The organism is Lentzea sp. NPDC004789, from assembly GCF_053601075.1.
This window is the reverse complement of record NZ_JBSGBE010000029.1, coordinates 60,236-82,306: the sequence shown is the minus strand read 5'-3', so window position 1 is coordinate 82,306 and position 22,071 is coordinate 60,236. Positions and strand designations below refer to the sequence as shown.

25 protein-coding genes and 1 tRNA gene are annotated in these 22,071 nt (G+C 68.0%); 11 read left to right on the top strand and 15 right to left on the bottom strand.

Going from position 1 to position 22,071, the window contains the following annotated elements; genetic code table 11:
- The first annotated feature begins 25 nt into the window (after positions 1–25).
- Positions 26–454 carry a [protein-PII] uridylyltransferase family protein gene (locus ACWEIJ_RS41510; protein WP_449842788.1) on the top strand — a complete coding sequence of 143 codons (429 nt, stop codon included), beginning with the start codon at positions 26–28 and terminating at the stop codon, positions 452–454.
- Here the strand turns inward: ACWEIJ_RS41510 and ACWEIJ_RS41505 are convergent.
- From ACWEIJ_RS41505 to ACWEIJ_RS41475, 7 genes are all read right to left on the bottom strand, one after another.
- Positions 451–699: a hypothetical protein gene (locus ACWEIJ_RS41505; protein ID WP_449842787.1), complete on the bottom strand. Its 249-nt coding sequence runs from the start codon at positions 697–699 to the stop codon at positions 451–453. The genes ACWEIJ_RS41510 and ACWEIJ_RS41505 overlap by 4 nt on opposite strands.
- Positions 700–791: 92 nt before the next feature.
- Positions 792–1,625 carry an alpha/beta fold hydrolase gene (locus ACWEIJ_RS41500; RefSeq protein WP_449842786.1) on the bottom strand — a complete coding sequence of 278 codons (834 nt, stop codon included), beginning with the start codon at positions 1,623–1,625 and terminating at the stop codon, positions 792–794.
- 57 nt (positions 1,626–1,682) lie between these two features.
- Positions 1,683–2,471 (bottom strand): SDR family oxidoreductase, encoded by a 789-nt coding sequence (locus tag ACWEIJ_RS41495; protein WP_449842785.1) that lies wholly within the window; start codon positions 2,469–2,471, stop codon positions 1,683–1,685.
- 10 nt (positions 2,472–2,481) lie between these two features.
- Positions 2,482–3,798, bottom strand: a complete 1,317-nt coding sequence (locus ACWEIJ_RS41490) for a M20/M25/M40 family metallo-hydrolase (protein ID WP_449842810.1) — start codon at positions 3,796–3,798, stop codon at positions 2,482–2,484.
- Positions 3,799–3,826: 28 nt separating this feature from the next.
- A complete protein-coding gene (locus ACWEIJ_RS41485) occupies positions 3,827–4,717 on the bottom strand; it encodes a glutaminase (RefSeq protein WP_449842784.1) in 891 nt (296 codons plus the stop codon).
- 25 nt (positions 4,718–4,742) lie between these two features.
- The gene (locus tag ACWEIJ_RS41480; RefSeq protein ID WP_449842783.1) at positions 4,743–5,330 is read right to left on the bottom strand and encodes a DUF6801 domain-containing protein; all 588 of its coding nucleotides are present in this window, start codon (positions 5,328–5,330) and stop codon (positions 4,743–4,745) included.
- A 144-nt stretch (positions 5,331–5,474) separates the two neighbouring features.
- Entirely contained in the window at positions 5,475–6,632 is a 1,158-nt protein-coding gene (locus tag ACWEIJ_RS41475; RefSeq protein WP_449842782.1) for a PucR family transcriptional regulator, read from the bottom strand.
- Between the two features lie 141 nt (positions 6,633–6,773).
- On the opposite strand from ACWEIJ_RS41475, the gene ACWEIJ_RS41470 reads away from it, so the two are divergent.
- From ACWEIJ_RS41470 to ACWEIJ_RS41450, 5 genes are all read left to right on the top strand, one after another.
- Positions 6,774–7,184, top strand: a complete 411-nt coding sequence (locus tag ACWEIJ_RS41470) for a hypothetical protein (RefSeq protein ID WP_449842781.1) — start codon at positions 6,774–6,776, stop codon at positions 7,182–7,184.
- Positions 7,185–7,253: 69 nt separating this feature from the next.
- The gene (locus ACWEIJ_RS41465) at positions 7,254–8,138 is read left to right on the top strand and encodes an ABC transporter ATP-binding protein (protein ID WP_449842780.1); all 885 of its coding nucleotides are present in this window, start codon (positions 7,254–7,256) and stop codon (positions 8,136–8,138) included.
- Positions 8,135–8,842 (top strand): ABC transporter permease, encoded by a 708-nt coding sequence (locus ACWEIJ_RS41460; RefSeq protein WP_449842779.1) that lies wholly within the window; start codon positions 8,135–8,137, stop codon positions 8,840–8,842. Before ACWEIJ_RS41465 ends, ACWEIJ_RS41460 begins: the two co-directional genes overlap by 4 nt.
- Positions 8,839–9,978: a sensor histidine kinase gene (locus ACWEIJ_RS41455; RefSeq protein WP_449842778.1), complete on the top strand. Its 1,140-nt coding sequence runs from the start codon at positions 8,839–8,841 to the stop codon at positions 9,976–9,978. The genes ACWEIJ_RS41460 and ACWEIJ_RS41455 overlap by 4 nt, the downstream gene beginning before the upstream one ends.
- Entirely contained in the window at positions 9,975–10,580 is a 606-nt protein-coding gene (locus tag ACWEIJ_RS41450; RefSeq protein ID WP_449842777.1) for a response regulator, read from the top strand. Before ACWEIJ_RS41455 ends, ACWEIJ_RS41450 begins: the two co-directional genes overlap by 4 nt.
- Here the strand turns inward: ACWEIJ_RS41450 and ACWEIJ_RS41445 are convergent.
- On the bottom strand, positions 10,577–11,500 hold the full coding sequence (locus ACWEIJ_RS41445) for a squalene cyclase (RefSeq protein ID WP_449842776.1): 924 nt from the start codon (positions 11,498–11,500) through the stop codon (positions 10,577–10,579). The two genes, ACWEIJ_RS41450 and ACWEIJ_RS41445, sit on opposite strands and share 4 nt — an antisense overlap.
- Positions 11,501–11,766: 266 nt before the next feature.
- On the opposite strand from ACWEIJ_RS41445, the gene ACWEIJ_RS41440 reads away from it, so the two are divergent.
- Positions 11,767–11,849 (top strand) — tRNA-Leu (locus ACWEIJ_RS41440).
- On the opposite strand, the gene ACWEIJ_RS41435 is transcribed toward ACWEIJ_RS41440, so the two are convergent.
- From ACWEIJ_RS41435 to ACWEIJ_RS41410, 6 genes are all read right to left on the bottom strand, one after another.
- Positions 11,831–13,594, bottom strand: a complete 1,764-nt coding sequence (locus ACWEIJ_RS41435; protein ID WP_449842775.1) for a recombinase family protein — start codon at positions 13,592–13,594, stop codon at positions 11,831–11,833. The two genes, ACWEIJ_RS41440 and ACWEIJ_RS41435, sit on opposite strands and share 19 nt — an antisense overlap.
- 151 nt (positions 13,595–13,745) lie before the next feature.
- Positions 13,746–15,839 (bottom strand): FtsK/SpoIIIE domain-containing protein, encoded by a 2,094-nt coding sequence (locus tag ACWEIJ_RS41430; protein ID WP_449842774.1) that lies wholly within the window; start codon positions 15,837–15,839, stop codon positions 13,746–13,748.
- Positions 15,836–16,474: a hypothetical protein gene (locus ACWEIJ_RS41425; protein ID WP_449842773.1), complete on the bottom strand. Its 639-nt coding sequence runs from the start codon at positions 16,472–16,474 to the stop codon at positions 15,836–15,838. The genes ACWEIJ_RS41430 and ACWEIJ_RS41425 overlap by 4 nt, the downstream gene beginning before the upstream one ends.
- Positions 16,471–16,803, bottom strand: coding sequence for a hypothetical protein (locus ACWEIJ_RS41420; RefSeq protein ID WP_449842772.1), 333 nt, complete (start codon positions 16,801–16,803; stop codon positions 16,471–16,473). Before ACWEIJ_RS41420 ends, ACWEIJ_RS41425 begins: the two co-directional genes overlap by 4 nt.
- The gene (locus tag ACWEIJ_RS41415; RefSeq protein WP_449842771.1) at positions 16,800–17,138 is read right to left on the bottom strand and encodes a WhiB family transcriptional regulator; all 339 of its coding nucleotides are present in this window, start codon (positions 17,136–17,138) and stop codon (positions 16,800–16,802) included. Before ACWEIJ_RS41415 ends, ACWEIJ_RS41420 begins: the two co-directional genes overlap by 4 nt.
- Positions 17,131–17,328 carry a hypothetical protein gene (locus ACWEIJ_RS41410; protein ID WP_449842770.1) on the bottom strand — a complete coding sequence of 66 codons (198 nt, stop codon included), beginning with the start codon at positions 17,326–17,328 and terminating at the stop codon, positions 17,131–17,133. The genes ACWEIJ_RS41415 and ACWEIJ_RS41410 overlap by 8 nt, the downstream gene beginning before the upstream one ends.
- 212 nt (positions 17,329–17,540) lie before the next feature.
- Here ACWEIJ_RS41410 and ACWEIJ_RS41405 point away from each other — a divergent pair, with 212 nt between their 5' ends.
- The 3 genes from ACWEIJ_RS41405 to ACWEIJ_RS41395 all read left to right on the top strand — a co-directional run bounded on the left by ACWEIJ_RS41405 (position 17,541) and on the right by ACWEIJ_RS41395 (position 19,957).
- Positions 17,541–17,900: an XRE family transcriptional regulator gene (locus ACWEIJ_RS41405; RefSeq protein WP_449842769.1), complete on the top strand. Its 360-nt coding sequence runs from the start codon at positions 17,541–17,543 to the stop codon at positions 17,898–17,900.
- A 135-nt stretch (positions 17,901–18,035) separates the two neighbouring features.
- Positions 18,036–19,610, top strand: coding sequence for a transcriptional regulator (locus tag ACWEIJ_RS41400; RefSeq protein ID WP_449842768.1), 1,575 nt, complete (start codon positions 18,036–18,038; stop codon positions 19,608–19,610).
- Positions 19,607–19,957, top strand: a complete 351-nt coding sequence (locus tag ACWEIJ_RS41395; protein ID WP_449842767.1) for a signal peptidase I — start codon at positions 19,607–19,609, stop codon at positions 19,955–19,957. The genes ACWEIJ_RS41400 and ACWEIJ_RS41395 overlap by 4 nt, the downstream gene beginning before the upstream one ends.
- Here the strand turns inward: ACWEIJ_RS41395 and ACWEIJ_RS41390 are convergent, their stop codons facing one another.
- The gene (locus tag ACWEIJ_RS41390; RefSeq protein ID WP_449842766.1) at positions 19,958–21,517 is read right to left on the bottom strand and encodes a transcriptional regulator; all 1,560 of its coding nucleotides are present in this window, start codon (positions 21,515–21,517) and stop codon (positions 19,958–19,960) included. It lies immediately after the preceding gene.
- A 191-nt stretch (positions 21,518–21,708) separates the two neighbouring features.
- Here ACWEIJ_RS41390 and ACWEIJ_RS41385 point away from each other — a divergent pair, with 191 nt between their 5' ends.
- Positions 21,709–21,957 (top strand): hypothetical protein, encoded by a 249-nt coding sequence (locus ACWEIJ_RS41385; protein WP_449842765.1) that lies wholly within the window; start codon positions 21,709–21,711, stop codon positions 21,955–21,957.
- Positions 21,958–22,071 lie beyond the last annotated feature (114 nt).

Here is a 22,071-nt window from a genome sequence, read left to right as displayed (position 1 = left end):
GATCAGATGCGGTGTCATGGAGCTCGTGCCGCATGAAGTCGGGGTCGCTCACAGCGCACTGCCGCACGACGAAACGTCCACCAGAGCCCTGCTCGCCGAAGCCGCGGCGCAGGGCCTCCACACAGTTGTCGTGACCGCTGAGGAAGGCGACGACCGAGCCTTGGCCGTGCTGCGCGAACTCCGCGCCGAATGGCACACCGAGGACGGCCGGGTCACCGCGCGGCTCGACACCGACGCCCAGGGCCAGCTGGCCCACCTGTGGGGTCTGTCCGCGGACGACCGGGCCGCGTGGCTCGCGGCGTTCCCGCGCCACGACGACCCGAACTGGTGGATGCACCGGCTGCTGGTGCTCAACCACCACCCGGAGTGGGCGCCGCTCAAGGAGTGGCTGGTCGACGAGCACGTCCGGTTGTTCGGCAGACCACCTGGCCGGGCCCGCCGCTCCCCCGTCTAGCGCGGCAGGCCGCTGAAGTCCGGCTGGCGGAGGCGCTGGATCCACGGAACCGGCGCCTCACGCGGCGTGTCGCTGTCCGGCTGTATCGCCGCGATCGTCAGCACCGGCACCCTCGGCACGCCGACGGCGAGCTGGACATAGTGGCGTACTTGTCGTCCGGCTCGTCCAGCAGTCCCCCTGCGCACCGGAAGCATCTCGACGCGATGCATCACCGGTCCGACCGCGCCCATCAGCAACAGCACCACGCGTGTGCCGCACCAGCCCAGCTCCTGCAGGACGAGCCCGGTGGACCAGTCGTCCTTCGCGGTTCCAGGTAGCGCAGCACCTTCTCCCCCAGCTAGCCCTTGGCGGCCACCTCGCGGATCAGGTTCGCGAGCTCCGACGGCCGTTCCAGCGGGAGCATATGTCCGGCATCGGCCAAAATGACCGAAACACCACCGAACTTCGCCGCGTCCGCCTCCGGCACCAGCCGGTCCTCGTCCCCCACCACGGCGACGACGGCCTTCTCCTTGGCCACGGTCAGCCCGGCCTCGCGGTCGTAGCGGTCGACGGCAGGCCGGAACAGCGCGACCGTCTCCGGCCACTGCCCCCACACCATGTCCGCGGTCAGCTCGACGTCCTCGTCCGCCGGCTGGTCGCCGAAGAGCCACCACCGCAGCCCCGCGGTCTTGGTCGGCTCGATCCTCTCCCGCACGGCCCGCACGAGCGGCCCGAACGCCCGCTCCAGCTCCCGGACGAGCTTGCCCACGGCCTTCGGCCACGCCAGCGACGTCTCGCTGCGCCCGCTCGCCGCCGTCGACACGAAGACGTTGCCCAGCACCCGTTGCCGGAACAGCCGCGGCCGTCGTTCCGCCATCGCCAGCGCCGCCATGCCGCCCATCGAGTGGCCGGCGATCACGACCTGGCCCTGCGGCACCGCCCGTTCGATCAGCTCACCGAGGTCGTCCCCGAGCTGCTCGATGGTCGCCGTCTCCTTGGTGGCACCCGTCGACTTGCCGTGCCCGCGGTGGTCGTAGGCGATGACCTGGAAGTCCTGGCTCAGCTCTGCCACGACCTTGTGCCAGCTGCGGTGGTCGAGCGCGTAGCCGTGCGCCAGCACGACCGTCACCGGCGCCTCGGGGTCACCTGCCCGCACCACGTTGAGCTCGGTCCCGTCCTCCAGCCGCACCATCGGATTCCTTTCGCCGTGTCGTCTGTTCGTCCTAACGAGACAACACGGATCCGGTTATCACACGCGGCCGAGCACCACGTCGGGCGGCAGCTGCCCGCCGCCGACCCCCGGCACCCCGCGGAACTCGTACGCCGAGGCCCGCCCACCGGGCTGGATCACCCACGCCTGTCCCGACGCCGCCCCGGCCAGCACCGACTCCAGCGCGTCCGCGATGTCCGACGGGGTCAGCAACGGGAAGGCGACCGCGTCGAACTCCTCCTTGGCCGCGCCGAGCAGCAACGTGTCCACGAACCCCGGGCACAACGCGGTGACCGCGATGTTCTCCCGCGCCAGCACCTTTCCCGCCGCCCGCACGTACCCGACGACCGCGTGCTTGGTCAGCGTGTACAGCGGATCCGCGGGCATGGCGGTCAGACCGGCCAGCGACGCGGTGATCACGATCTTGCCGCCGCCCTGCCGCCGCAACGCGGGCACCGCCGCGCAGAGCCCGTAGACGACGTGGTCGACGTTGACCCCGACCAGCTTCCGGTAGCGCTCGACGTCCAGCGCGTCGTCCACCCCGGCCTGCCCGCCCCCGATCCCGGCGTTGAGGTGGACGACGTCGAGCCGTCCGAGCTCCCGTTCGACCTGCTCGACGACGGCGGGCATCGTGGCGGGGTCCGTCACGTCCCCCACGATCGCGATGCCGCCGGTCGCCGACGCGATCCGCTGTGCCCCCGCGGCGTCCAGGTCGAGCACCGCCACCCGTGCGCCGAGCTTCGCGAGCCGGCGGGACACGGCAACGCCGATCCCGCCCGCGCCGCCGGTGACCAACGCGACCTGGCCCGTCAAGTCCACAGTGGACACGGCATGCTCCTCAGCTGTTGCGCAGGAATCGGTCGAGCACGCGCACGCCGAACTTCAGCGCCTCGACCGGCACCCGCTCGTCCACCCCGTGGAAGAGCCCGGAGAAGTCGAGGTCGGCCGGCAGCTTCAGCGGCGCGAAGCCGAAGTTGCGGATGCCGAGCTGCTGGAACGACTTGGCGTCGGTGCCGCCGGACAGCATGTACGGCAGCACGCGGGCGCCGGGGTCCTCGGCGATGATCGACGCCGTCATCGCGTCCACCAGGGCGCCGTCGAAGGTGGTCTCCACCGGCGGCAGGCCGACCCACTCCCGTTCGACGTCCGGACCGAGCAGCTCGGCCAGCTCGCGGTCGAACGCCTCCTCGCGGCCGGGCAGGATCCGGCAGTCCACAGTGGCCTCGGCGGTGGACGGGATCACGTTCGCCTTGTAGCCGGCGGACAGCATCGTCGGGTTCGCGGTGTCGCGCAGCGTCGCGCCGATCATCCGCGACAGCGCGCCGAGCTTGCCGATCGAACCCTCGACGTCGTCGTCCGGGAACTCCAGCCCGGTGATCTCGCTGACGCCGTCGAGGAACTCGCGCACCGACGGCCGGATGATCAGCGGCCACTGGTGCTGGTCGAGCTTCGTGACCGCGGCGGCGAGCTTCGCGACCGCGTTGTCCCGGTGGATCATGCTGCCGTGGCCCGCGGTGCCCTTGACCCGCAGCTTGAGCCAGCGGATGCCTTTCTCGGCGGTCTCCACGAGGTACGCCCGCACGTCGTCCTTCAGCGTGATCGAGAACCCGCCGACCTCGCTGATCGCCTCGGTGACGCCCTCGAACAGCTCGGGCCGGTTCTCCACCAGCCACTTCGCGCCGAAGAGACCGCCGGCCTCCTCGTCGGCGAGGAACGCGAACACGATGTCGCGCGGCGGCACGATCCCCTCGCGCTTGAAGTGCCGTGCCAGGGCCAGCGTCATGCCGACCATGTCCTTCATGTCGACCGCGCCGCGGCCCCACACGTACCCGTCCTGCACGGCACCGGAGAACGGGTGCACCGACCACTCGGAGGCGTCCGCGGGCACGACGTCCAGATGACCGTGCACCAGCAGCGCTCCCCGGCTCGGATCCGCCCCGGCCAGCCGCGCGATCACGTTGCCGCGTCCCTTTGCCCCGGACTCGACGTAGGTGGTCTCGTACCCGACCTCGGCCAGCTTCTCCGCCACCCACTCGGCGGCCCTGCGCTCCCCCACCAGCGTCGCGGGATCACCCGTGTTCGTGGTGTCGATCCTGATCAGCTCGCTGACCAGGGTGACCGCCTCGTCCTGCGCCAGTGCCAGCGCGTTCCCCAATGTGCTCACCCAGTCTTCCTATCACCACTCAGAACACCGACCACCCCGTGGACGTGGTGAACCGATCCAAGGCGTCGACGCCCGCGACCGAGTTGCCTCTCGCGTCCAATGCTGGACTCCACACGCAGATCGCGCACTTCCCGGGGACGACGGCGATGATCCCGCCGCCGACGCCGCTCTTGCCGGGCAGGCCGACGCGATACGCGAACTGGCCGGCGGCGTCGTAGGTGCCGCACGTGAGCATCACGGCGTTGACCCGTTTGGCAGCGCTGACGCCCAACAGCCGCGTGCCGTCGTTGCGGACGCCGTGCCGCGCCAGGAAGAGCGTCGAGAGAGCGAGGTCCGCGCAGCTCATCCGGATCGAGCACTGCCGCACGTACTCGTGCAGCACGACGTCGACGGGGTTGCGCATGTTGCCGTAGGAGGCCATGAAGTGCGCGAGAGCGCGGTTGCGGTCGGAGTGGTCCAGCTCGGACTTGGCGACCTCGGGATCCACGTCGACCGAGGGGTTGCCGCTCTCCTGACGCAGGAACTCGAGCAGCCGGTCGGCGGCGCCGAAGCCGAGGTGGTCGGTGACGACGAGCGCACCGGCGTTGATGAACGGGTTGCGCGGGATGCCCTGCTCGGTCTCCAGCTGGACCAGCGAGTTGAACGGCGAGCCGGACGGCTCGCGGCCGACGCGCGTCCACACGTCGTCGTTGTGCGACAGGGCCAGCGCGAGCGTGAAGGCCTTGGAGATGCTCTGGATGGAGAACGGTGTCCGGTACTCCCCCGCGCCGAAGACCTCGCCGTCCAGTGTGGCGACGGCGAGGCCGAAGGCGTGCGGGTCGATCCTGGCGAGCGCGGGGATGTAGTCGGCGACCGCACCCCCTGGCGTCACCTCGGCGGCAATGCGGTCCACCAGTTGCTGGAGCTCCATGCCGCCAATCCCATCACGGGACCGGTCAAGCCACCGGGAAGGTGTAGAACGAGGTGCTCTGACCGGCCTTGATGGTGCAGGGGACGGTGATCGTGCCGAGCCACGTCGCCGAGCCGTCCGCCAGACGCGGCGTCAGCTTCAGCTCCGCGCTGCCGAGCGAGATCGTCGCCGAGCCCGCGTTGGCGAGGGTCATCGCCGGGAACGTGCCCGTCGCCGTCACCTGGAACGTGCCGGTGGAGGGCACCGGCGTGTTCGGGATGGTCGACACCGACGTCAGCGTCTGGGTGGCGCTGCCGTTGGTGACGGGCACCTTGCTGGTCATCGTGCCGTCGACCGACTTCGCGCCGAGCCAGGCGAGCGTGGCCGTGGCGTTCTCCGACACGGTGCTCGTGACCGTGGTGTCGGACGCCGCCGTCGGCACGCCGACCGCCGCCGAGTCCGGCAGGTTCGCGGAGCTGACCGTGGTCGGCATGTCCTGCGCGCCGATCAGGGTGAAGCTGCAGGAGTAGGTCACGTTCAGCGACGCGGTTGCCGCGAAGCTGGTGCCTGCCATCGCCGCGGTCAGCGCTCCGGTGGCCAGAACGCAGGCAGCGGCGCGTGCGAGGGTCTTCATCTGCAGGGACCTCCATGAGTACGACATTGAACTGCAAGAAGGCGGGCTTTGTTTACTCGCCGGTAATGTAGCCACACCGCATTCCGCAGTGCAAGAGAAAACTTGCTTTTGTCACTCAAGTACGAATTGGTCCGGCGCCTTTTATCAGTCGCGATCCAACAAATAGTGCGCGCGCAGCGCGAGCTCCAGCGTGAACCGCTCCTCAGCGTGGTGCATTCGGTCGCCGAACAGTTCCTCCAACTGGTTCACGCGATAGCGCACGGTCTGCGGATGCACCTGCAGCCGCGCGGCGACCTCGGGCGCGCCACCCCGTGCCGACAGCCAGACGAGCAACGTCTCGGCGAGCTTCGTGCGTTGCCGGTCGGTCAGCGGAGCCAACGGTTCGAGCGCGCGTTCGGCCAGCTGCCTGGCCAGGAACTCGTCCGCGAGCACGGTCAGTTCGACCAGATGATCGGCGCAGTCGAGGACGGGCTGATCCGGCAGCACCTTCTCCCGTGCCAGCCGCAGCACCTGCCGCGCGCAGGCCAGCGAGCTGCGGACCTCGGCGGGCGCGACCGGCAGCCCGACCGCGGCGCGCCAGCCGGGCAGTGCCCGGCGGATCCAGCGCGAGACCGCCACCGGGTTCGGCACGAGCAGGTACGGCGTGGCTTCCTCGAAGTTCACCAGCACGTCCGGCGGCAGGTCGCCGGGAGGTGCGGCGGACGGCTCAAGCGCGACCGCCGAGAGCCGCTCCGGCATCGGCCACGCCGCCGCCTCCGCCGCGTCGAGCACGGCCTGCCAGTTGGTCGACGGGTCACCGAGCAGCAGCTCCATCAGCTTGCGCCGCTTGCGTTCCAGCGTTCCCGCCGCACTCGCCTGGGCGGCCGCGTAGCCCTCGACCGACAGGCTCACCAGCTCGTCGACGTGCGCGATCATGGCCTCACCGAGCACCGACATCTGGTGCAGCGAGAGCTCGCGTTCCTCGGCGAACGCGCACACGTGCCGCCACGCCACCCGCGCCCCGATCCGGTACGCGGCCTGCAGGCTGTCCAGGCTGCGGCCGGACTTGAACTCCCAGGCCCCGAGCTTGCGGTGGATGTCGTCGTGCGGGGCGCGCCCGGCTGCCGGTTCGGCGATCATGTCGACGAACTTGACCAACGCCTGCCGAATGCCGTCGACGACGTTCTCCCGAAAAAGGCTGTATTCGGGAATCGATTTCTCGATGGCCTCGAAAATGGTCACCGACAAAGGCGCCACTCCCATTCGGAGCAACGGCGCCAGCTCCGGCGGGACCGATCGGCGTGGATCGTCCAGCTGAGTCATCCTCGCGAGTGTAGAAGGAAAACGAAACGCGGTCGTTCAGCCAAGTGGACCAAATGGTTCACCGGAACAACGGCCGGTTGCACGCAACCTCGCCACCGGTCACGGCGTCAAGACGGTGATCACGAATCGAGGGGACGTGGAATGAAGCGCTGGATGTGGGTGGCCGGGGCCGCGGTGCTGGTGGTGGCGGGCGCGGTGGTGTGGCTGTGGCCGAGCGCGACGGACATCACGATCATCACCGCGATCCACGCCGACAACGGCACGGTCGAGTGGGTCGAGGCCGAGCTCAGACCGGCGGAGGAGAACCACTCGTACGTGCACGAGCTGTCCAGAACCCCGCACGTGTCGAAGCTCGCGGACGACGTGGAGATCCGCACGGCGTTCGGCTGCGGGGACACCCCGCGCGGGCTCGACCTGTCGTGGAACGGGCTCGGCGCGGCGCCGTGCAGCCGGCAGGAGTTCCTGGCGCTGGAACACCCGCCGTACGCGCCCCGCCTGACGTTCAACCTCCGCGGTGAGATCAGCGAGATCGTGGGCCGCTACCACCCGTGACATCTGTCATGGCTTTCTGGTGTTTCGCGACACTGCCTCCGGACCGTGTTCGCCGAGATCGTTGGGCGTATGACGGTGATCGAGGTGCAGGGGCTGACCCGCCGGTACAGCGGGGGTTTCGAGGCCGTGCGGGGCGTTTCATTTGAAGTCGAGCGGGGCGAGATGTTCGCGTTGCTCGGCACGAACGGCGCGGGGAAGACGTCCACGGTCGAAGTCGTGGAAGGACTCTCACGCCCTGCCTCCGGCACTGTGTCCGTGCTGGGGCACGACCCGTTTCGGGAGCGCTCTCTCGTGCGGCCGCGTGTCGGCGTGATGCTGCAGGAGGGAGGTTTCCCGCCCGACCTCACGGTGACCGAGGCCGCGAGGATGTGGGCCGGGACGTTGACCTCGGCGCGGCCGGTCGAGGAAGCGTTGTCCCTCGTCGACCTGACGCATCGGGCGTCCGTGCGGGTCAAGCAGCTGTCCGGTGGCGAGCGGCGGCGCCTCGACCTGGCGCTCGCGTTGCTGGGACGGCCCGAGGTGCTGTTCCTGGACGAACCGACGACCGGACTCGATCCGGAAAGCCGGCGCAACACGTGGGAGCTGATCCGCGCGTTGCTGCGCGAGGGCGTGACGGTGCTGCTGACGACGCACTACCTGGAGGAGGCGCAGGCGTTGGCCGACCGGCTGGCGATCATGCACCGGGGCCGGATCGTCGCCCAGGGCACGGTGTCCGAGGTGGTGGACGCCTATCCGGCGCGCATCTCGTTCGTGCCGCCGGCCGGGGTGCCGTTGCCCGTCGTGGTGTCGGAGGACGGGGCCGGGCGGGTCACCGTGCGGACGAACGACCTGCAGGAGACGCTGCACGAGCTGCTGACGTGGGCGCACGCCAACTCGGTCGAACTGTCCGGTTTGGACGCCCGGTCGGCGTCCCTGGAGGAGGCGTTCCTGGCGATCGCGGAGGAGGCGGCGTGAGGGCCGTGGCCGTGGGGCAGGCCGAGCTGAAGTTGTTCTGGCGCAACAGGACCGCGCTGTTCAACTCGTTGCTCCTGCCGTTGCTGCTCGTGCCCGCGTTGATGGCGGCGGACGCCGACGGTGTACCGCTGGTCATCGGGCTGACGGGGTTCGTACTGCTGATGGCGGTCTACTACAACCTCGTCACCACGTTCGTGGCGCGGCGGGAAGAGCTTGTCCTGAAACGTCTTCGCGTCGGCGAGCTGACCGATCCGGAGATCCTGCTCGGCGCCTCCCTGCCGTCCGTCGTGGTGGCGTTGGGGCAGATGGCGTTGTTCGCGGTGATCATCGGCGTGATGACGGGCATCTCGCTGCCGTCGCGGCCGTGGTTCCTGCTCGTGGGAGTCGTCGGGGGCGTGATCGTGTTCGTGCTGCTCGCGGCGGCCTCCTCGGCGTTCACGCGCACGGTCGAGATGGCGCAGGTGACGTCGTTGCCGGTGCTCATGGCGTGCGTGCTCGGTTCGGGACTGTTCTTCCCGGTGTCCGTGCTGCCGGACGGTGTCGCCACGGTGCTGCGGCTGTTGCCGTTGAGCCCGGTGCTCGACCTGCTGCACGCGGGCTGGGACGGCGGCCCGGTGCTGCGCCCGATGATCGTTCTGGCGTTGTGGATCGGCCTCGGCACCTACGCTGTACGTCGCTGGTTCCGCTGGGATCCTCGGAGGTGAGCTTGCTCGGCTGGTGGCGGTCCAGGGGCAACGCGGCGCGGTTCGACCTGTTCGTGCGCGCCACGTTCTACCTGAGCTACCTGTTCCTGCCACCGTTGCTGATCATCGGGCTGGCGGAGGAGATCAGCACGGTCTCGCTCGTGGCCATCTCGGCGGCGGTGCTGGTCCACATCGTGCTGAGCCTGCGCCTGGTCCACCTCGGCATCGAGCACCACCTGGGCAGGGTCGGGTACCCGCGCAGGCCCCTCGTGCTCCTGCTCGTCTTCACCTGCGCGGTGCTGGTCGCTGCGCAGGTGGCGTTCCCCCTTCCGCCCCCGGGCAAGCCCGACGGTCCCGCCGACGCGGTCGTGGTCATGGTCCTCGTGCTCACGATCACGACCCTGTCCGCGGTGGTCCGTCCGCGCACCCTGGTCCTTGCGTCCGCCGTGAGCGGCGTGTTCGTGTTCCTCACAGCCTCCCCGGACCGCGCCGCGTACGTCGTCGTCATGCTGCTGCTCGTGGCGTTCGCGTTCCGCACGACGCTGTGGATGGTGGGCCTCGTCTGGGAGCTCGACCGCTCCCGCGAGGTCCGCGCGAACCTGGCCGTCGCCGAGGAACGCCTCCGGTTCGCCCGCGACCTGCACGACGTGGTGGGCCGCAACCTCTCCGTCGTGGCCCTGAAAGCCGAACTGGCGGCCCAGCTGGCCCGCCGCGGCCGCCCGGAGTCGATCGACGAGATGCTGGAGGTCCGCCGCATCGCCCAGGACTCCCTGGACGAACTGCGCGCCGTCGTCAGCGGCTACCGCACCGCCGACCTGTCCGTCGAACTGGCGGGCGCCCGTTCCCTCCTCGCCTCCGCCGGCATCGACTGCCGCGTGATCGGCGACGTCACGTTCGACGGCGAGCCCGCGGGCGCGCTGGGCTGGGCGGTCCGCGAAGGCGTCACCAACGTCCTGCGCCACAGCGAAGCCCGCTCGTGCACGATCACGTTGCGCGGCAAGGTCCTCACCATGTCCAACGACGGCGCCGCACCGGCCCCGTTCCGCTTCGGCAGCGGCCTCACCGGCCTGCGCGAACGCGTCTCAGCCCTGGGCGGCTCGGTCACCGCGACCTCCGAGCCGCCGAACCGCTTCGTGCTGACCGTGGAGCTCCCGTGATCCGCATCCTCCTGGCCGACGACGAACACCTGATCCGCGGCGCCATGGCGGCATTGCTGTCGTTGGAGGACGACCTGGAAGTGGTGGCCCAAGCCGCCACCGGCGCCGAAGCCCTGGCCACCGCCCGCGTGGTCCACCCGGACGTGGCCGTGATCGACCTCCAGATGCCCGACCTCGACGGCGTCTCGGTAGCTCAAGCCCTCTCCACCGAACTCCCGTCGTGCTCGACGATGATCGTCACCAGCCACGGCCGCCCAGGCCACCTGAAACGCGCCCTGGCCGCAGGCGTCCGCGGCTTCCTGCCGAAAACCGTCTCGTCCGACGTCCTGGCCACCGTGGTCCGCACAGTGCACTCCGGCGGCCGCTACGTCGACCCCGCTCTAGCCGCCGAAGCCATCAGCGCAGGCGACAACCCGCTGACCCCACGCGAAGCCGACGTCCTGGAACTGGCCCTGGAAGGCGCCCCGATCGACGAAATAGCCCGCCGCGCCTCCCTGTCCCCAGGCACAGTCCGCAACTACCTCTCCTCAGCCGTGGGCAAAACCGGCGCCTCCAACCGCCACGAAGCGGCCCGCTTCGCCAGAGCCCGAGGCTGGATCTAACTCCCCCACCAAGCAAGAACCCGCATGGCAAACAACGTCAACCACTTGGACGGCTCGTTCTCCCGCACGTCGATCTCGAACCACACCCGCCCAGGATGCCGCCCAGCCTGCAACCACGTCCCGTCCGCCTGCCGAGCCCCCTCGACCAGCGCAACCGCCTCGGCCATCCGCGAATCCCGAACCTCTGCCTCCCGAAAGTAGTCCAGCGCGTTCAACACGCTGTACTCCCACCGAAACGGCGACCGGAACCGCCCCACCCACTCCCCTACAGGTTCCCCAGTGGACAGTCGCCGATACAGGTGCCGCTCAAGCAGGTACTCCTCCCCCGCCGCACGCACCTCCTGCACACGCCCACCAGCCCGCTCGTACGCCAACAATCCTTTGAGCGCATTGAGCGTCGAGTGAAACGAGGACCGCACAGACCCCTCAACCCACTCGCAATTCCACCCGCCATCCCCAAGCTGATGCGCACCGAACCACTCAGCGATCCCCTCAACATCCGCCCCGAGCCACACGCCGTTGGCAAGCGTCCACGCGTTGATGCACACGTCAACCTCACCACCCCAATACGGCAGCCCCTCGTACTCCCACCGACAGCGCTCCCCAAGCAACTCAACCGTCCGCCGCTCCCGAAGCACCGCAGCGTCCAACCCCCACTCCCGCAACGAGTTGAGCGACCACGTAGTGGCCGTCCACGGCTGCCCACCCTCGGCCCCGTCAAACCCGGCGGGAAAGAAGGCCCCGCCGGCCCACATCCCGTCGCTCCCTTGCTCCGCAAGCAGCCGAGCCCCAAACCCCTCACTCGCCACTCGCGCCCGCGTGGCCTCCCACACCGCCCGCGGCGCCGCGAGCAGATCCCGCTCAACCTGCCACCGCAGGGCCGGATCAGAGTCGAGCAACCACCCCACCAGCTCACTCACGCCCTGACCCTAACGCTCCCCAACCACCCAGCCGGCGACCTGAGGCCCAGTCCCACGCCCAGGCCGACTCACCGCCTCGTCCTCACAGACCTTGTCCCCGCCCCTCGAGATCACCATCCACGCCGTCGTCAACCCGACCCACCGCCACCGCAGATCACCACTCCTGACCAGCACAAACCTCCAGCCAACCCCCCGATTTTGGCGTGCGGCGACGATCATGTAACCTATGCACACACCACGGCGAGAGCTGCGGTAGAACTAAATACGTCCGGGTGGCGGAATGGCAGACGCGCTAGCTTGAGGTGCTAGTCCCCGCAAGGGGGTGGGGGTTCAAGTCCCCCCTCGGACACGTTCGCTAAACACACGAGGAGAGGTCGTCGCATAGATGGCCTCTTCTTGTATTTCGTACCTGAGTTCAACGCCGAGGTCCTCGTAAAGCCTCGCGAGCCTTTCTGGCTTCCCTTCCGTGATGATTGTCGTCACGTCGTCGAGCCCGTCGAGCCTCGCTTGCACCTCAGCGGCAGTGAGCGTTGTCGGCGCAGGCAAGCCCTTCAGTTCCGCGCCCGCCGCCGCGCGCTGTTCCTCCGCCTCGTTGATCGCATCCACCAGCGCCACGGGGTCGACTCCTGCCGCGATCGCCGCCTGAAACCTCCGCAATTTGGCCTCGGCCACCTCAAGCCGCTTTTTCGTGGCGTCCCGCGTCGTCGACTTTTCCTCTGGTCCTCCCTGTGACGCGACGAGGTGCGCCACGGTCCGATCCATGCTCTTGCGGTCGAAGACCTGGCATAGCCACTTGTTCAGCGGCTCCAGCACAACGTCCTCGGCGAGATTCACCGTCCTCGGATGGTTGGTCAGTGCCGCTGACCCTGGAGCCAACGAGCGCGCCAGACACCGGTAGTAGATGTGTTCCTTCCGGATGATCGCTCCCTGCATCTTCCGCGTGCAGATTCCGCACCGCATCCGGCCTTTCAGAATGTACGGCCGCGCTCCGCTGGTGCGAGTGCGCTCAAGCTTCGCCCGTCCCCGCATCCCACCGGCCGCCCGCGACTTACGCAGTAGCTGAGCCTGCGTGAATTCCTCGACCGACACGAGCGCTGGGTGCGCAGGTCGGCGAGAGCGAACAACGCGGTCGGGGCTCGATCGGCGGAACTTGACGACATGACCGGCCGCCACGTCGTCCGGGTCGAGCAGCGTCTCGAACTTCCGCCACCGTCCGAAGAACGCATAGCCCGTGTAGCGCGGGTTCTCCAGAATCGCCCGGACCGTGCTCCCCTGCCAGCCGTCGCCGAGCCGGTGCCGATTCTGTTCCGGCCGCAATGCCGATGGGCACGGCACGCCGTCGCGATTGAGCCGAGTCGCGATCGCCCGGTCACCGAGTTCACCGCTCAGGTAGTCGGTGAAGATCCGGCGCACCGCCTCGGCAGCCGAGTCGTCAACGGCGAGCACGCGCAACCTGTAGCCCTCGGCCGCCTTGCGCGGGTTCGGGTGAGGGCCGCCGTCCACCACGACGTAGCCGTACGGTGCTCGGCCGCCCTGGTGCCGCCCCTCGTTGACTACCTGGGCATCCATGGCGGCACGTACTCGCGCCTGCACGTGCTGTCGTTCTGACTCGCTCATGCCGCCGAGCACGCTCATCAGCATCTTGTGTGACGGGTTGCGGGCATCGAACTTCCCGCCGAGTTCGGGCACCCACAGATCCACTCCGTAGGCCTCGAACCGGGGTGCGATCAACGAGAACTGGTTACCGAACCAGCATCGCGTCCCTTCGCCGACCACGACGCCGCTCCAGCCTCGGTTGGGGTCCTTCAGCGCTTCCAGCAACCGTGCCGCTTCCGGCCGTCGCTCCCATGGCACGGACCGCGACTGACCGACGTCGAAGAACTCCTCCACGATGACGCCGCCGAGCGGCTCGACGAACTTCTGGGCGTTGCCGAACTGCCAAGCGCGAGACGTCTCCGGGTCTTGGTTGTCCTCGGTCGAACACCGGCCGCTGAATGCCAACGGCCCGATCCCCTCGTCGAGGACGCTCACCGCCTCGACACCCCAGAGGTCGTCGAGTGTCGCCCACGGGTCTGTGCTGATTTCAGCAGTCATCACACCTCCTCTCCCCGAGGTACGTCGAGTACCTCGATCTCGGTTCTTTCGATCAGCATCTGTAGCAGTATGCGGCTTACCTGCCGAGTTAGGACAGGTGGATCTACCGGAACGTGGACCGTGACCCGCTTCCCTTGCTGGTCATCGGCGGTCATGACGATCCACCCGAGGAACTGATTTCAGTGATCGCTGCTCGGATGTCGGCCGTCAGGTAGCCGCGTACGCGCCGGGTGTTCTCGCCGTCCTGGACGTACTGGCGCGTCGGCCGACACTCGAACTCGGCCATGTCCGCACCGAACGCTGTCGCCTCGACTTCCAGTGCTTCGACGAGTTCGGCAGTGGGTACGAAGTCCCGCTCGTTCAGGTCGTCGCCGAGGTAGTCGACGACCGATGCCAGCGGTTCGGGTAGCTCGACCTCGGCCAGGCTCGCCATGGTGCCGGTTCCGATGGCCTTGACTGCCGTCGAGCGGTCGAGCATCGGCGGAACGTCCTGCCCTGCCGCGTGTCCGCTCAGGGTTCCTTCCGCCTCACGCAGAGCACGGCCGCGCTCGCAGATCTCCCGCCAGTCCTCGTTCGGCATGTAGTAGGTCCGCACGGTCAGCGCGAGTACGTCAGCACCAGCTTGGGTCTCGCCGTCCGGCCGCAAGATGCCCACACCACGATGAGACGGAAGTAGGCGACTGCTGTCATATCCGCGAGTGTTCATCTGTTCGCCGAGAATGATGTTGCTGTCGCGGAAGTCCATGACACGCAAGGCAAAGCGGGAGCCGAGCACGGCACGCAGCTTGGTCGGGATGGTCTTGCTATCCGGTCGCTGCGTCGCCAGAACGAGGATGATGCCCGCCGCCGGCGCCTTCTTCGCGAGCCACGTGAGCAGCTCGCCGATGTACTCCCCCGCTGTGAGCTTCTTCCCTTGCACCTCAACAGGAGTGCGGTCCTCCAGAGCGATGTGGACCTCGTCGACGATCAGTGCTGTGATCGGCATGGCCAATGACTGATCACGGGACATGTCCGGTGTCACCTTCGACTCGGGACAGGTGACGTCGTCGAGGTCCTGCATCCGCCGGTAGCGGTCCTGGACATCGGCGATCAGCTCGACGAGCCAGTCCAGGAACGCGAGAACGTGCTCGGCGTCGTCGCCCGCCATGAACCGGTGGGCGACCTTCTCGGCGGCTTTCCAGTCCTTCCCGTTCTTGAAGTCGGCGACGTACAGCCGCACATGGGGGTCCAAGATCAAGCCCGCGGCCGCCAACCGTTCGGCCATTGTCTTGCCCTGTCTGGGAAGCGCGCCGATCAGAAGCGACGTCCACACCAACGGAAGCGTGATCCGCCTGCCGCGCGCATCGGTGCCGAATGGCACCGGCCGCCACGCGTCCCACCGCTCGACCGCGAGCAACGGCGTCCGGATCGGCGGCTTGGCGTATGGGTCCTCATCGGCAACCCACATCGCGACGCGTCCAGCGTGTCCGCCGTTGCCTCGCACGCGCTCAACGCTGAGTTGGATCTCATCGACCGCCAGAGCCGACGCCAGGTCCTCGCGGTGCTTCACGACGTCGGCCGCCTTGCGGGTGGCGGGGAGATCGACGGTGACCGCCCATCCCCCGCCCTGGTGCTTCGCCCGCTCGACGAGCCGCAGGCTCTCGTCCTTGCCGATCAGCTTCGCGTCCCGGAACGCGTCCACCAGGATCTGCGGGTCCATCGTCCACGCAAGCGAGCGTGGCCCGGCGAGGGCAGCCTTCCGCCCAGGGTTCCCGTCCTTCTGCCTGCCGAGGATCGCCAACGCCGCCGAGCCGACGACGCCGGCGATCCACAACACCCGGTGCCCATAGACGAGATCGAGGATCGCAAGGGACACAACGGAAACCGCGAGCACGACGCCGGTCACCTTCCACCGGAACAACGTCAGTCCACGGATCTCCGCGAACTTGTCCGCCAGCTTCTCAGACTGCTCCGCAGCCTCGCGGTAGTCGTGCACCCGCACCCATCGCCGCCAGCTGCGCACCGCGACCACCAGGCCGCGCAAGGTGGCTCGGACGAAGCGGTACGGCGACCGCACCAACCACGCGGCCCCGTCTTTCACCGCGTACACGAGCGCCTGCCTCGACTTCAGCGCCGCCGGAACGAACCGCGAACGCTGCCACCAGCCGACGACCCGATGAGTCGATGGCGGTTGAATCGCGTCCGGCTGGTCGTCGACGAGTTCACCCTCGAACACCGGTCCTGCCGGAACTACCTCGCCGCTCATGGCTGCACCTCGGCGTTCAGCGCCGAGGCCAGCCTCGACGACAGGCCACGTGAGCACTGCGTCACCTCGCGCACCCATGCGGGCGTGACCGTCACGTCCGGCGTTCGAGCCGCCTTGGCAACCGCGAGGTAGTCGGCGAACGACGTCCTCTGATTCGCGCCCTTCGGGGCTTTCCGCTGAGGACTCGGCGAAGCCTGCGGTTCCTGCACCGCCGTGAGCGCGGCGACCGCCGAGCCGAGCTTGTCTCGAAGATCGGTCACCGCCTCGGCAGCGACGAACACGACGAGCGGCGGAACCGAGTGCAGCACCACCAGCGCAGCCGATCCGGCGGCGTAGGCGCTCCAGGTGTTCATGACGTACGTCGCGCCGAGCGTGAACCACTTCGCCGCCCGCACCCACCCGCCCATGCGGATGCTGTGCCGGGCCGTGACTTGCTCGGCTCGAAGGATCGCCAGCAGCACCAGCGACACCATCGGGTCGAGCAGCCACGCCGCGCACCATGCGAGCGACCACACCGGAGAGCCAGCCGCCGCGAACTGCTGAACGTTGGTCATCGTGAACGCCAGCCCGAGCAGGATGCCGGTCCAGCACAACCGGTCGACCTGTACCGCTACGCGCTCGATCGGCTCGCTCATCGCCGTTCACCGCCTCGGCGACGAGGCTCGTACGTCGTCACCGTCAGGGCCTTGGTCAGCGTGTACGACGCGAACAGAGCCGGCACGGCGAGCACCGCGACGAGCAGCCAACCGCTACCTCGTTGGGTGATCACGATCCACTGAGCCACGACGATCAGCGCGGCGTTGAACAGCACGCGCCCAGCAAGCGAGACGAACCGGGCACCCGTGCGTGCCGCGCTCGCCGCAGCTTTCGCGCGACGGGACGCCGTTCGCCAGACGAGCACCAGCACCAGGAGCGCGCCGACGCCTGCCATGACCTGAGTCGGGGTGAGAGTGAGAGCGTTCATGAACGCGGCCCCCTCTCGAAGCGCTCGCCGCGTCGGAGCCAGTGCGGGTACAGCTCCCGCCGGTCGTCGTCGGTGAGCGCACCCCACACGCCGGTGGTGTCCTCACCAGCCGTACGGAGTTCGAGTTCCAGGCACTCGTCCTGCACCGGGCACCCGGCGCACGTGCGCTGAGCCAGTTCACGATCGGTCAGCTCCTCACCGGCGTCCGGCGGCTCGTTCGTGAACGCCCACATGCACAGGCCGTCGCGCTCGACCACCTCGGCGAGCTGGTCGGTCGGCACCCAGCGCAGGCGGTCGAGTGACCACGCGATGCCGATCAGTCGGTCGTCAGTCACGGAGCACCCCCGGACCGGCGTTGGCGAGCAGCGGGAGGAGCGCGCTCACGGGGATGACGGTCTGGCCGCGCCGAAGTTCGGCGCGCAGCTTGCCGAGCCGGATGGCGCGACAGACCTCGGACCGGCTGACGCCGAGGAGCCACGCGGTCTCGCGGACGGTGTGGGCGGAGGAAGGCAGAGAAGTACGCATGAGGAATGGCCTTTCTACGAGAAATGATGATTTCAGTTCGATTCGTGCTGATATCAGTTGTCGTGAAGACATGTGTCGCCGCGGACGGCGCGTGAATCGCCGTGTCACACCGCAGTGCGCGAAACAGTGACTAATGTCTGCGCCGAGGCGGAGCGCGGAGGAAATACGTGTCGGAGGATTGGGCGGCAGTCGCCAAGGCGATCAACCAGCGGGTGGACGAGCTGGGATTGCGGCAGAAGGAACTCGCCGAGCGGTCGCATGTGTCGCTCGCGATCGTCCGCGAGCTTCAGCACAACCTCGTGGAACGCCGGCGGAGCCCTCGAACCCTCGAATCCCTTTCCACAGCACTGGGTTGGCACCCGCAGCACCTGGACGCCGTGCTGCGTGGCCGCAAGCCTCCCGAGGTCGGTGACCCGGTGGTGGACCTCGCCGACACGCTCTGGTCGCGAATGGACCGTGTCGAAGAGCGACTCGAAGACATCACCGAGCGGCTCGACGGTCTCAAATCCGACGTTGCTTCCGTAGTGAGCCAGCTCGCGGAACTCGCGAAGCATGTCCGCGGCCGCCGGTAGTTCGTTGTTTGTCCTGGTGGCGCTGCTGTTTTCCATGGCACTAATTCCACTGCGAAAACGCGCTGGAGCCCACGCAAGACCACTACACAACCACGACAAGTTCCCTACATATCGCGCTTCGGGGGTAGCGACGAGATGACGTTGCCGAACGGCTGGACCGGTGCCGACGCGTGCGCCTTGCAGGACGCACTACGGCTCAGCCAGGAGGGGTTCGCTGATCACCTCGGCGTTCACTGGCGCACAGTGGGCAACTGGCACAAGAAGCCCAGCTCACGACCCAAGTCAGAGCTGCAACAAGCCTTGGACACAGCGCTTGAGCGAGCGCCCGACGAGGTGAAGGCCCGTTTCGCCGAGGCTCGCACATGCATCTCTGCCGCCGCGACCGCACCTGTGATGACCAGCGTGGCCGCAGATGCAGAGCAACGTCTCGCCGCCGATCCGAACATCGTCGCCGCACTCGACTGGCTCGACGGCCGCGCGGCTCGTGAACCAGGAGCAGCGCGCCGCGCCGTGGCATCGCGTCTCGCTCAGATCGACGTGAATGCGTTGCGGGACAGGGGAAGCCGTCGCGGACGCGTCGATCAGAGCACCGTCGCTCAAGCTCTCGCGAGCTACTACGGCCACCGCTCCGATGGGTACGGTCGCTACGCCGCCCGGTTCGGCGACGTCGAGGCGGACACCAGCATCTTCACGCGCGCGGACTGGCTCGATCTCGCCTGCCCCATGGTCGCCACCCATGACCGGCTATCGCTCGAACGTGCGGCCGGAGATGCGCCACTCACCCTCGACGAGGAGGCGTTCGACCAGGCCGTTCAGCGGCTCGCCGAGTCGCTCTCGCTCGGTGTCCGGTTCATGAACATGCCGCTCTACCGCTTGCTGAGCGTCGACATGGGGCCACAGTCGATCGGCGGCTCGGTCGGACTCACGTCGTTCGTCGAGTACATCGTGACAATGGATCTCCTGGAGGGTGAGCTGGTCGACGCGCTGTCCAGCGGCACAGAGCCGGACGCGCTCCCGCTGCGCGACCGCTACCTACCTGACCTCGACTCGGTCCTGGACGTGGGCGGACGCCTCACAGCCGGCGGCACACTCGCGTTGTGCGCGTTCGCTCGACCTGCTGACCCGTTCCGAGGTCCGGCGGACTACGTTCTTCTGGTGCAGGAGCGCTCAGGTCACGTCATCAACGCCGCGCGTCGGCTTGCCGTGATCCCGAAGGGCTTTCACCAGCCGCTAACGGACTTCCGGGCCGACGCTCAGGTGGGCGCGACGATGCGCCGCGAGATGGAAGAAGAGCTGTTCGGCCGCCACGACATCGACAACACGGTGGGCGACCAGCGCAGCGCCGATCCGATGCACCCGAGCCGCCTTTCCGAGCCGATGCGTTGGCTCCTCGGCGAGCCGGGCCGTTTGAGGATGGAGTCCACCGGATTCGGGCTGAACCTCGTGAGCGGGAACTTCGAGTTCCCGCTCCTGATCGTCGTCGATGACGAGGAGTTCTGGCAGCGGTACGGCGGGCAGATCGAGGCCAACTGGGAGACGGCGAACCTTCGCCAGTACTCCAGTGCCGATGCCGAGCTCGTCGAGGAACTCGCCGCCGACGAGGCGTGGAGCAACGAGGGCTTGTTCGCGCTCCTGCAAGGGCTTCGCCGACTCAAGGAGATCGGCGGTAGCCGCGTGAATGTGCCAACGATCGAGTGGGAGATACGGTGACCGCGAACTGGAGCCAGGGCAACGCCGCAGAGGACGGAAGCGCCACGCGCGGCTGGCTGGTCGGGCACTTCATCGACCCGTCCGAGGGCGTGCGGTCGTCGAAGGATGTCGAGGTGAAGTGGTTCAATCACCCCGCTGGTGACAAGCGTGTGGAGTGGACCTCGGACGACCAGCGAACGACCCTTGTTCTGTTGGTACAAGGGCACTTCCGCATTGACCTGACCGAGGGCAGCGCGACCATGACCCGCCAAGGTGACTACGTGATGTGGGGTCCCGGCATCGACCACTCGTGGGAGTCCATTGAGGACTCGGTGGTCATGACGGTTCGCTGGCCGTCCCAGACGTGATCAGCCGCTGAGCCGCCACTCGACCGGCGGCAGGCTGACGCGGTCGCCGCCGATCTCGCTCAGCCGACGCAGGCCCTGGAGCAACGCGAACAGTCCCTCGTTGCTCCAGGCCTCTTGCGAGATCAACTCGCTCACCAGGTCGCCGTCGAGGCTGGAATACAGCCGCAGTCCGTTTGCTTCCCAGTTGGCCTCGACCTGTCCACCGAACCGGTGCCAGAACTCCTCGTCCTCGATCACGACGAGGCTCGCGAACTCGTAGTTCCCGCTGACCAGGTTCAGCCCGAATCCGGTGCACTCCATTCGCAACCGCCCCGGTGCCCCGGTCAGCCACTTCATCGGCTCCGATCGTCGGCTCGGATGCATCGGTGCCGCCGAGCGTGCGTCACCCACCGTCGCATCGACGTCGTGACGGCCGAACAGCTCCTCTTCCAACTCCCGCCGCAGCGTCGCGCCCACCGCCGCATCGGCTCGGACATCGGTCAGAGGCTGATGGAAGCCCTTCGGGATCACCGCGAGCCGTCCAGCGGCGTTCAGCACCTGGCTGGACCGCTCCTGCACCAGCAGGGCGTAGTCAGCCGAACCGCGGACTTGATCATGCGGCCGAGCGATCGCACACAGAGCCAGAACGCCACCGGCACATACGCGACCGGACAGGTCGTGCACTGCATCGAGACTCGGCAATCGCCTGTCCCGCAAAGGAGTTCGCCGGCCAACACTTCCGGCACCAACGGCATCGATCAGCTCTCGTTCGAGGAGATCGGCCGTCAGCGCGTACTCGACGAACGGCACGATGCCGACGCGGCCCCGCACCCGCCCTGGACCGACGTCAACGCTTCGCAGGCGATACAGCGGCAGGTTCGCGAACCGCACGCCGAGCGTGACCGACTCTGCTAGCCAGGACAGGGCCGCCGATGCCTCGACCTCGTGCAGCGCCCGGTGATCGCCAGTTCCCTCAGTGAGCGTCAACTCACCACGGGAACCACCGAGCGGACAGGCCAGGTCGAGCCATTCCGCACGGCTCACAACGCTGGTCAAGATCTCGGCGTCCGCACAGATCGCCCGGTAGATGCCCTGATCGCCGTAGTACTCGACGAGCGCGCGAGCCAACGCCGTTCGCCCAACCCTCGCTCGTCGCGCTCCCCGGTCCAGCAGCGCGCCTAGGTCGAGCGCATCAAGCCTCGCGCGCACCTTCGAACGGCTCATTCCTGGTTCCCACCCTGCACGTTCGTCGAGCCAGTCAAGAGCAGCAGCCAACTCGACCGCGTCCCGTTCCGGCCGTTGCAGCCCGACGACCTCGGGCGGTTTCGGTGGCGACAACAGGTCATCGATCCCAACTTCGAAGATCCGTTCCAGCAGGCGCGCGGTCGCCGGCTGAACAGTCGGCCCGAGCGGTTCCCCAGAAGCCTTCCGACCAGCGATGAGCCGCTGAAGATGACGCTTGCCGATCGTCCCCGGCTCGTTGTGCTCGCGCGCGAACACCTCGGCGAAGTCGATGAACTCCTGGAGGGTCTGACGCCGTTCCCGAATCTTCTGCTCCAGGACCGTCCGGAACGTCCGCACGCCGTCCCACCTCCTCGATTCGCTCATGTCGTCTACATGTCGCCGCCAGGTCGTTCCGCTGACCAAGTGCTGATGAGACGTTGATTTCAGTTTGACATGGGTCGCTCACAAGCGGTCCCCCGAGCCGTCCGGCGGCGTGGACACCTCCTGTCCGCCTCAGCGCCGCCGGACACCTGGAAACGGAGGTCACCGTGACTACGCCCGGCGAACGGCATCCGGCGGCCGAGGGCCTTTTCGGCTCGGGATACGTGGTCACCGTGGTCCGGTCGAGCACGCCGATCGAGGCGCACCTCGGCGACGATGACCTGATCTACGTCACGCTGCCCGGCAGTCCGTGCCCGGTGCTGATCGGCTTCCTCCCGCAAGGTGCCGAGAATTTCTCGTCGATGTTGTCGGAGCAGCTTCGCGCGCTAGCTGACCGCCAGAAGCAGCGCCGATGACGACCGGGGCACTGTGCATCTGCGGACTCGACACCGTCCTGGTGGCGGTTCTCGCCGTGATCATCGCCGTCGTGTATGGCGAACTCGTCGCGCGCTTGGCAGTTCGGCGAGCTT

Coding starts and splice junctions, on each gene's coding strand:
- ACWEIJ_RS41480 (WP_449842783.1), bottom strand. CDS start 5,330: ATGAAGACCCTCGCACGCGCCGCTGCCTGCGTTCTGGCCACCGGAGCG.
- ACWEIJ_RS41425 (WP_449842773.1), bottom strand. CDS start 16,474: ATGAGCGAGCCGATCGAGCGCGTAGCGGTACAGGTCGACCGGTTGTGC.
- ACWEIJ_RS41420 (WP_449842772.1), bottom strand. CDS start 16,803: ATGAACGCTCTCACTCTCACCCCGACTCAGGTCATGGCAGGCGTCGGC.
- ACWEIJ_RS41435 (WP_449842775.1), bottom strand. CDS start 13,594: ATGACTGCTGAAATCAGCACAGACCCGTGGGCGACACTCGACGACCTC.
- ACWEIJ_RS41475 (WP_449842782.1), bottom strand. CDS start 6,632: ATGACTCAGCTGGACGATCCACGCCGATCGGTCCCGCCGGAGCTGGCG.
- ACWEIJ_RS41465 (WP_449842780.1), top strand. CDS start 7,254: ATGACGGTGATCGAGGTGCAGGGGCTGACCCGCCGGTACAGCGGGGGT.
- ACWEIJ_RS41430 (WP_449842774.1), bottom strand. CDS start 15,839: ATGAGCGGCGAGGTAGTTCCGGCAGGACCGGTGTTCGAGGGTGAACTC.
- ACWEIJ_RS41400 (WP_449842768.1), top strand. CDS start 18,036: ATGACGTTGCCGAACGGCTGGACCGGTGCCGACGCGTGCGCCTTGCAG.
- ACWEIJ_RS41410 (WP_449842770.1), bottom strand. CDS start 17,328: ATGCGTACTTCTCTGCCTTCCTCCGCCCACACCGTCCGCGAGACCGCG.
- ACWEIJ_RS41485 (WP_449842784.1), bottom strand. CDS start 4,717: ATGGAGCTCCAGCAACTGGTGGACCGCATTGCCGCCGAGGTGACGCCA.
- ACWEIJ_RS41500 (WP_449842786.1), bottom strand. CDS start 1,625: ATGGTGCGGCTGGAGGACGGGACCGAGCTCAACGTGGTGCGGGCAGGT.
- ACWEIJ_RS41470 (WP_449842781.1), top strand. CDS start 6,774: ATGAAGCGCTGGATGTGGGTGGCCGGGGCCGCGGTGCTGGTGGTGGCG.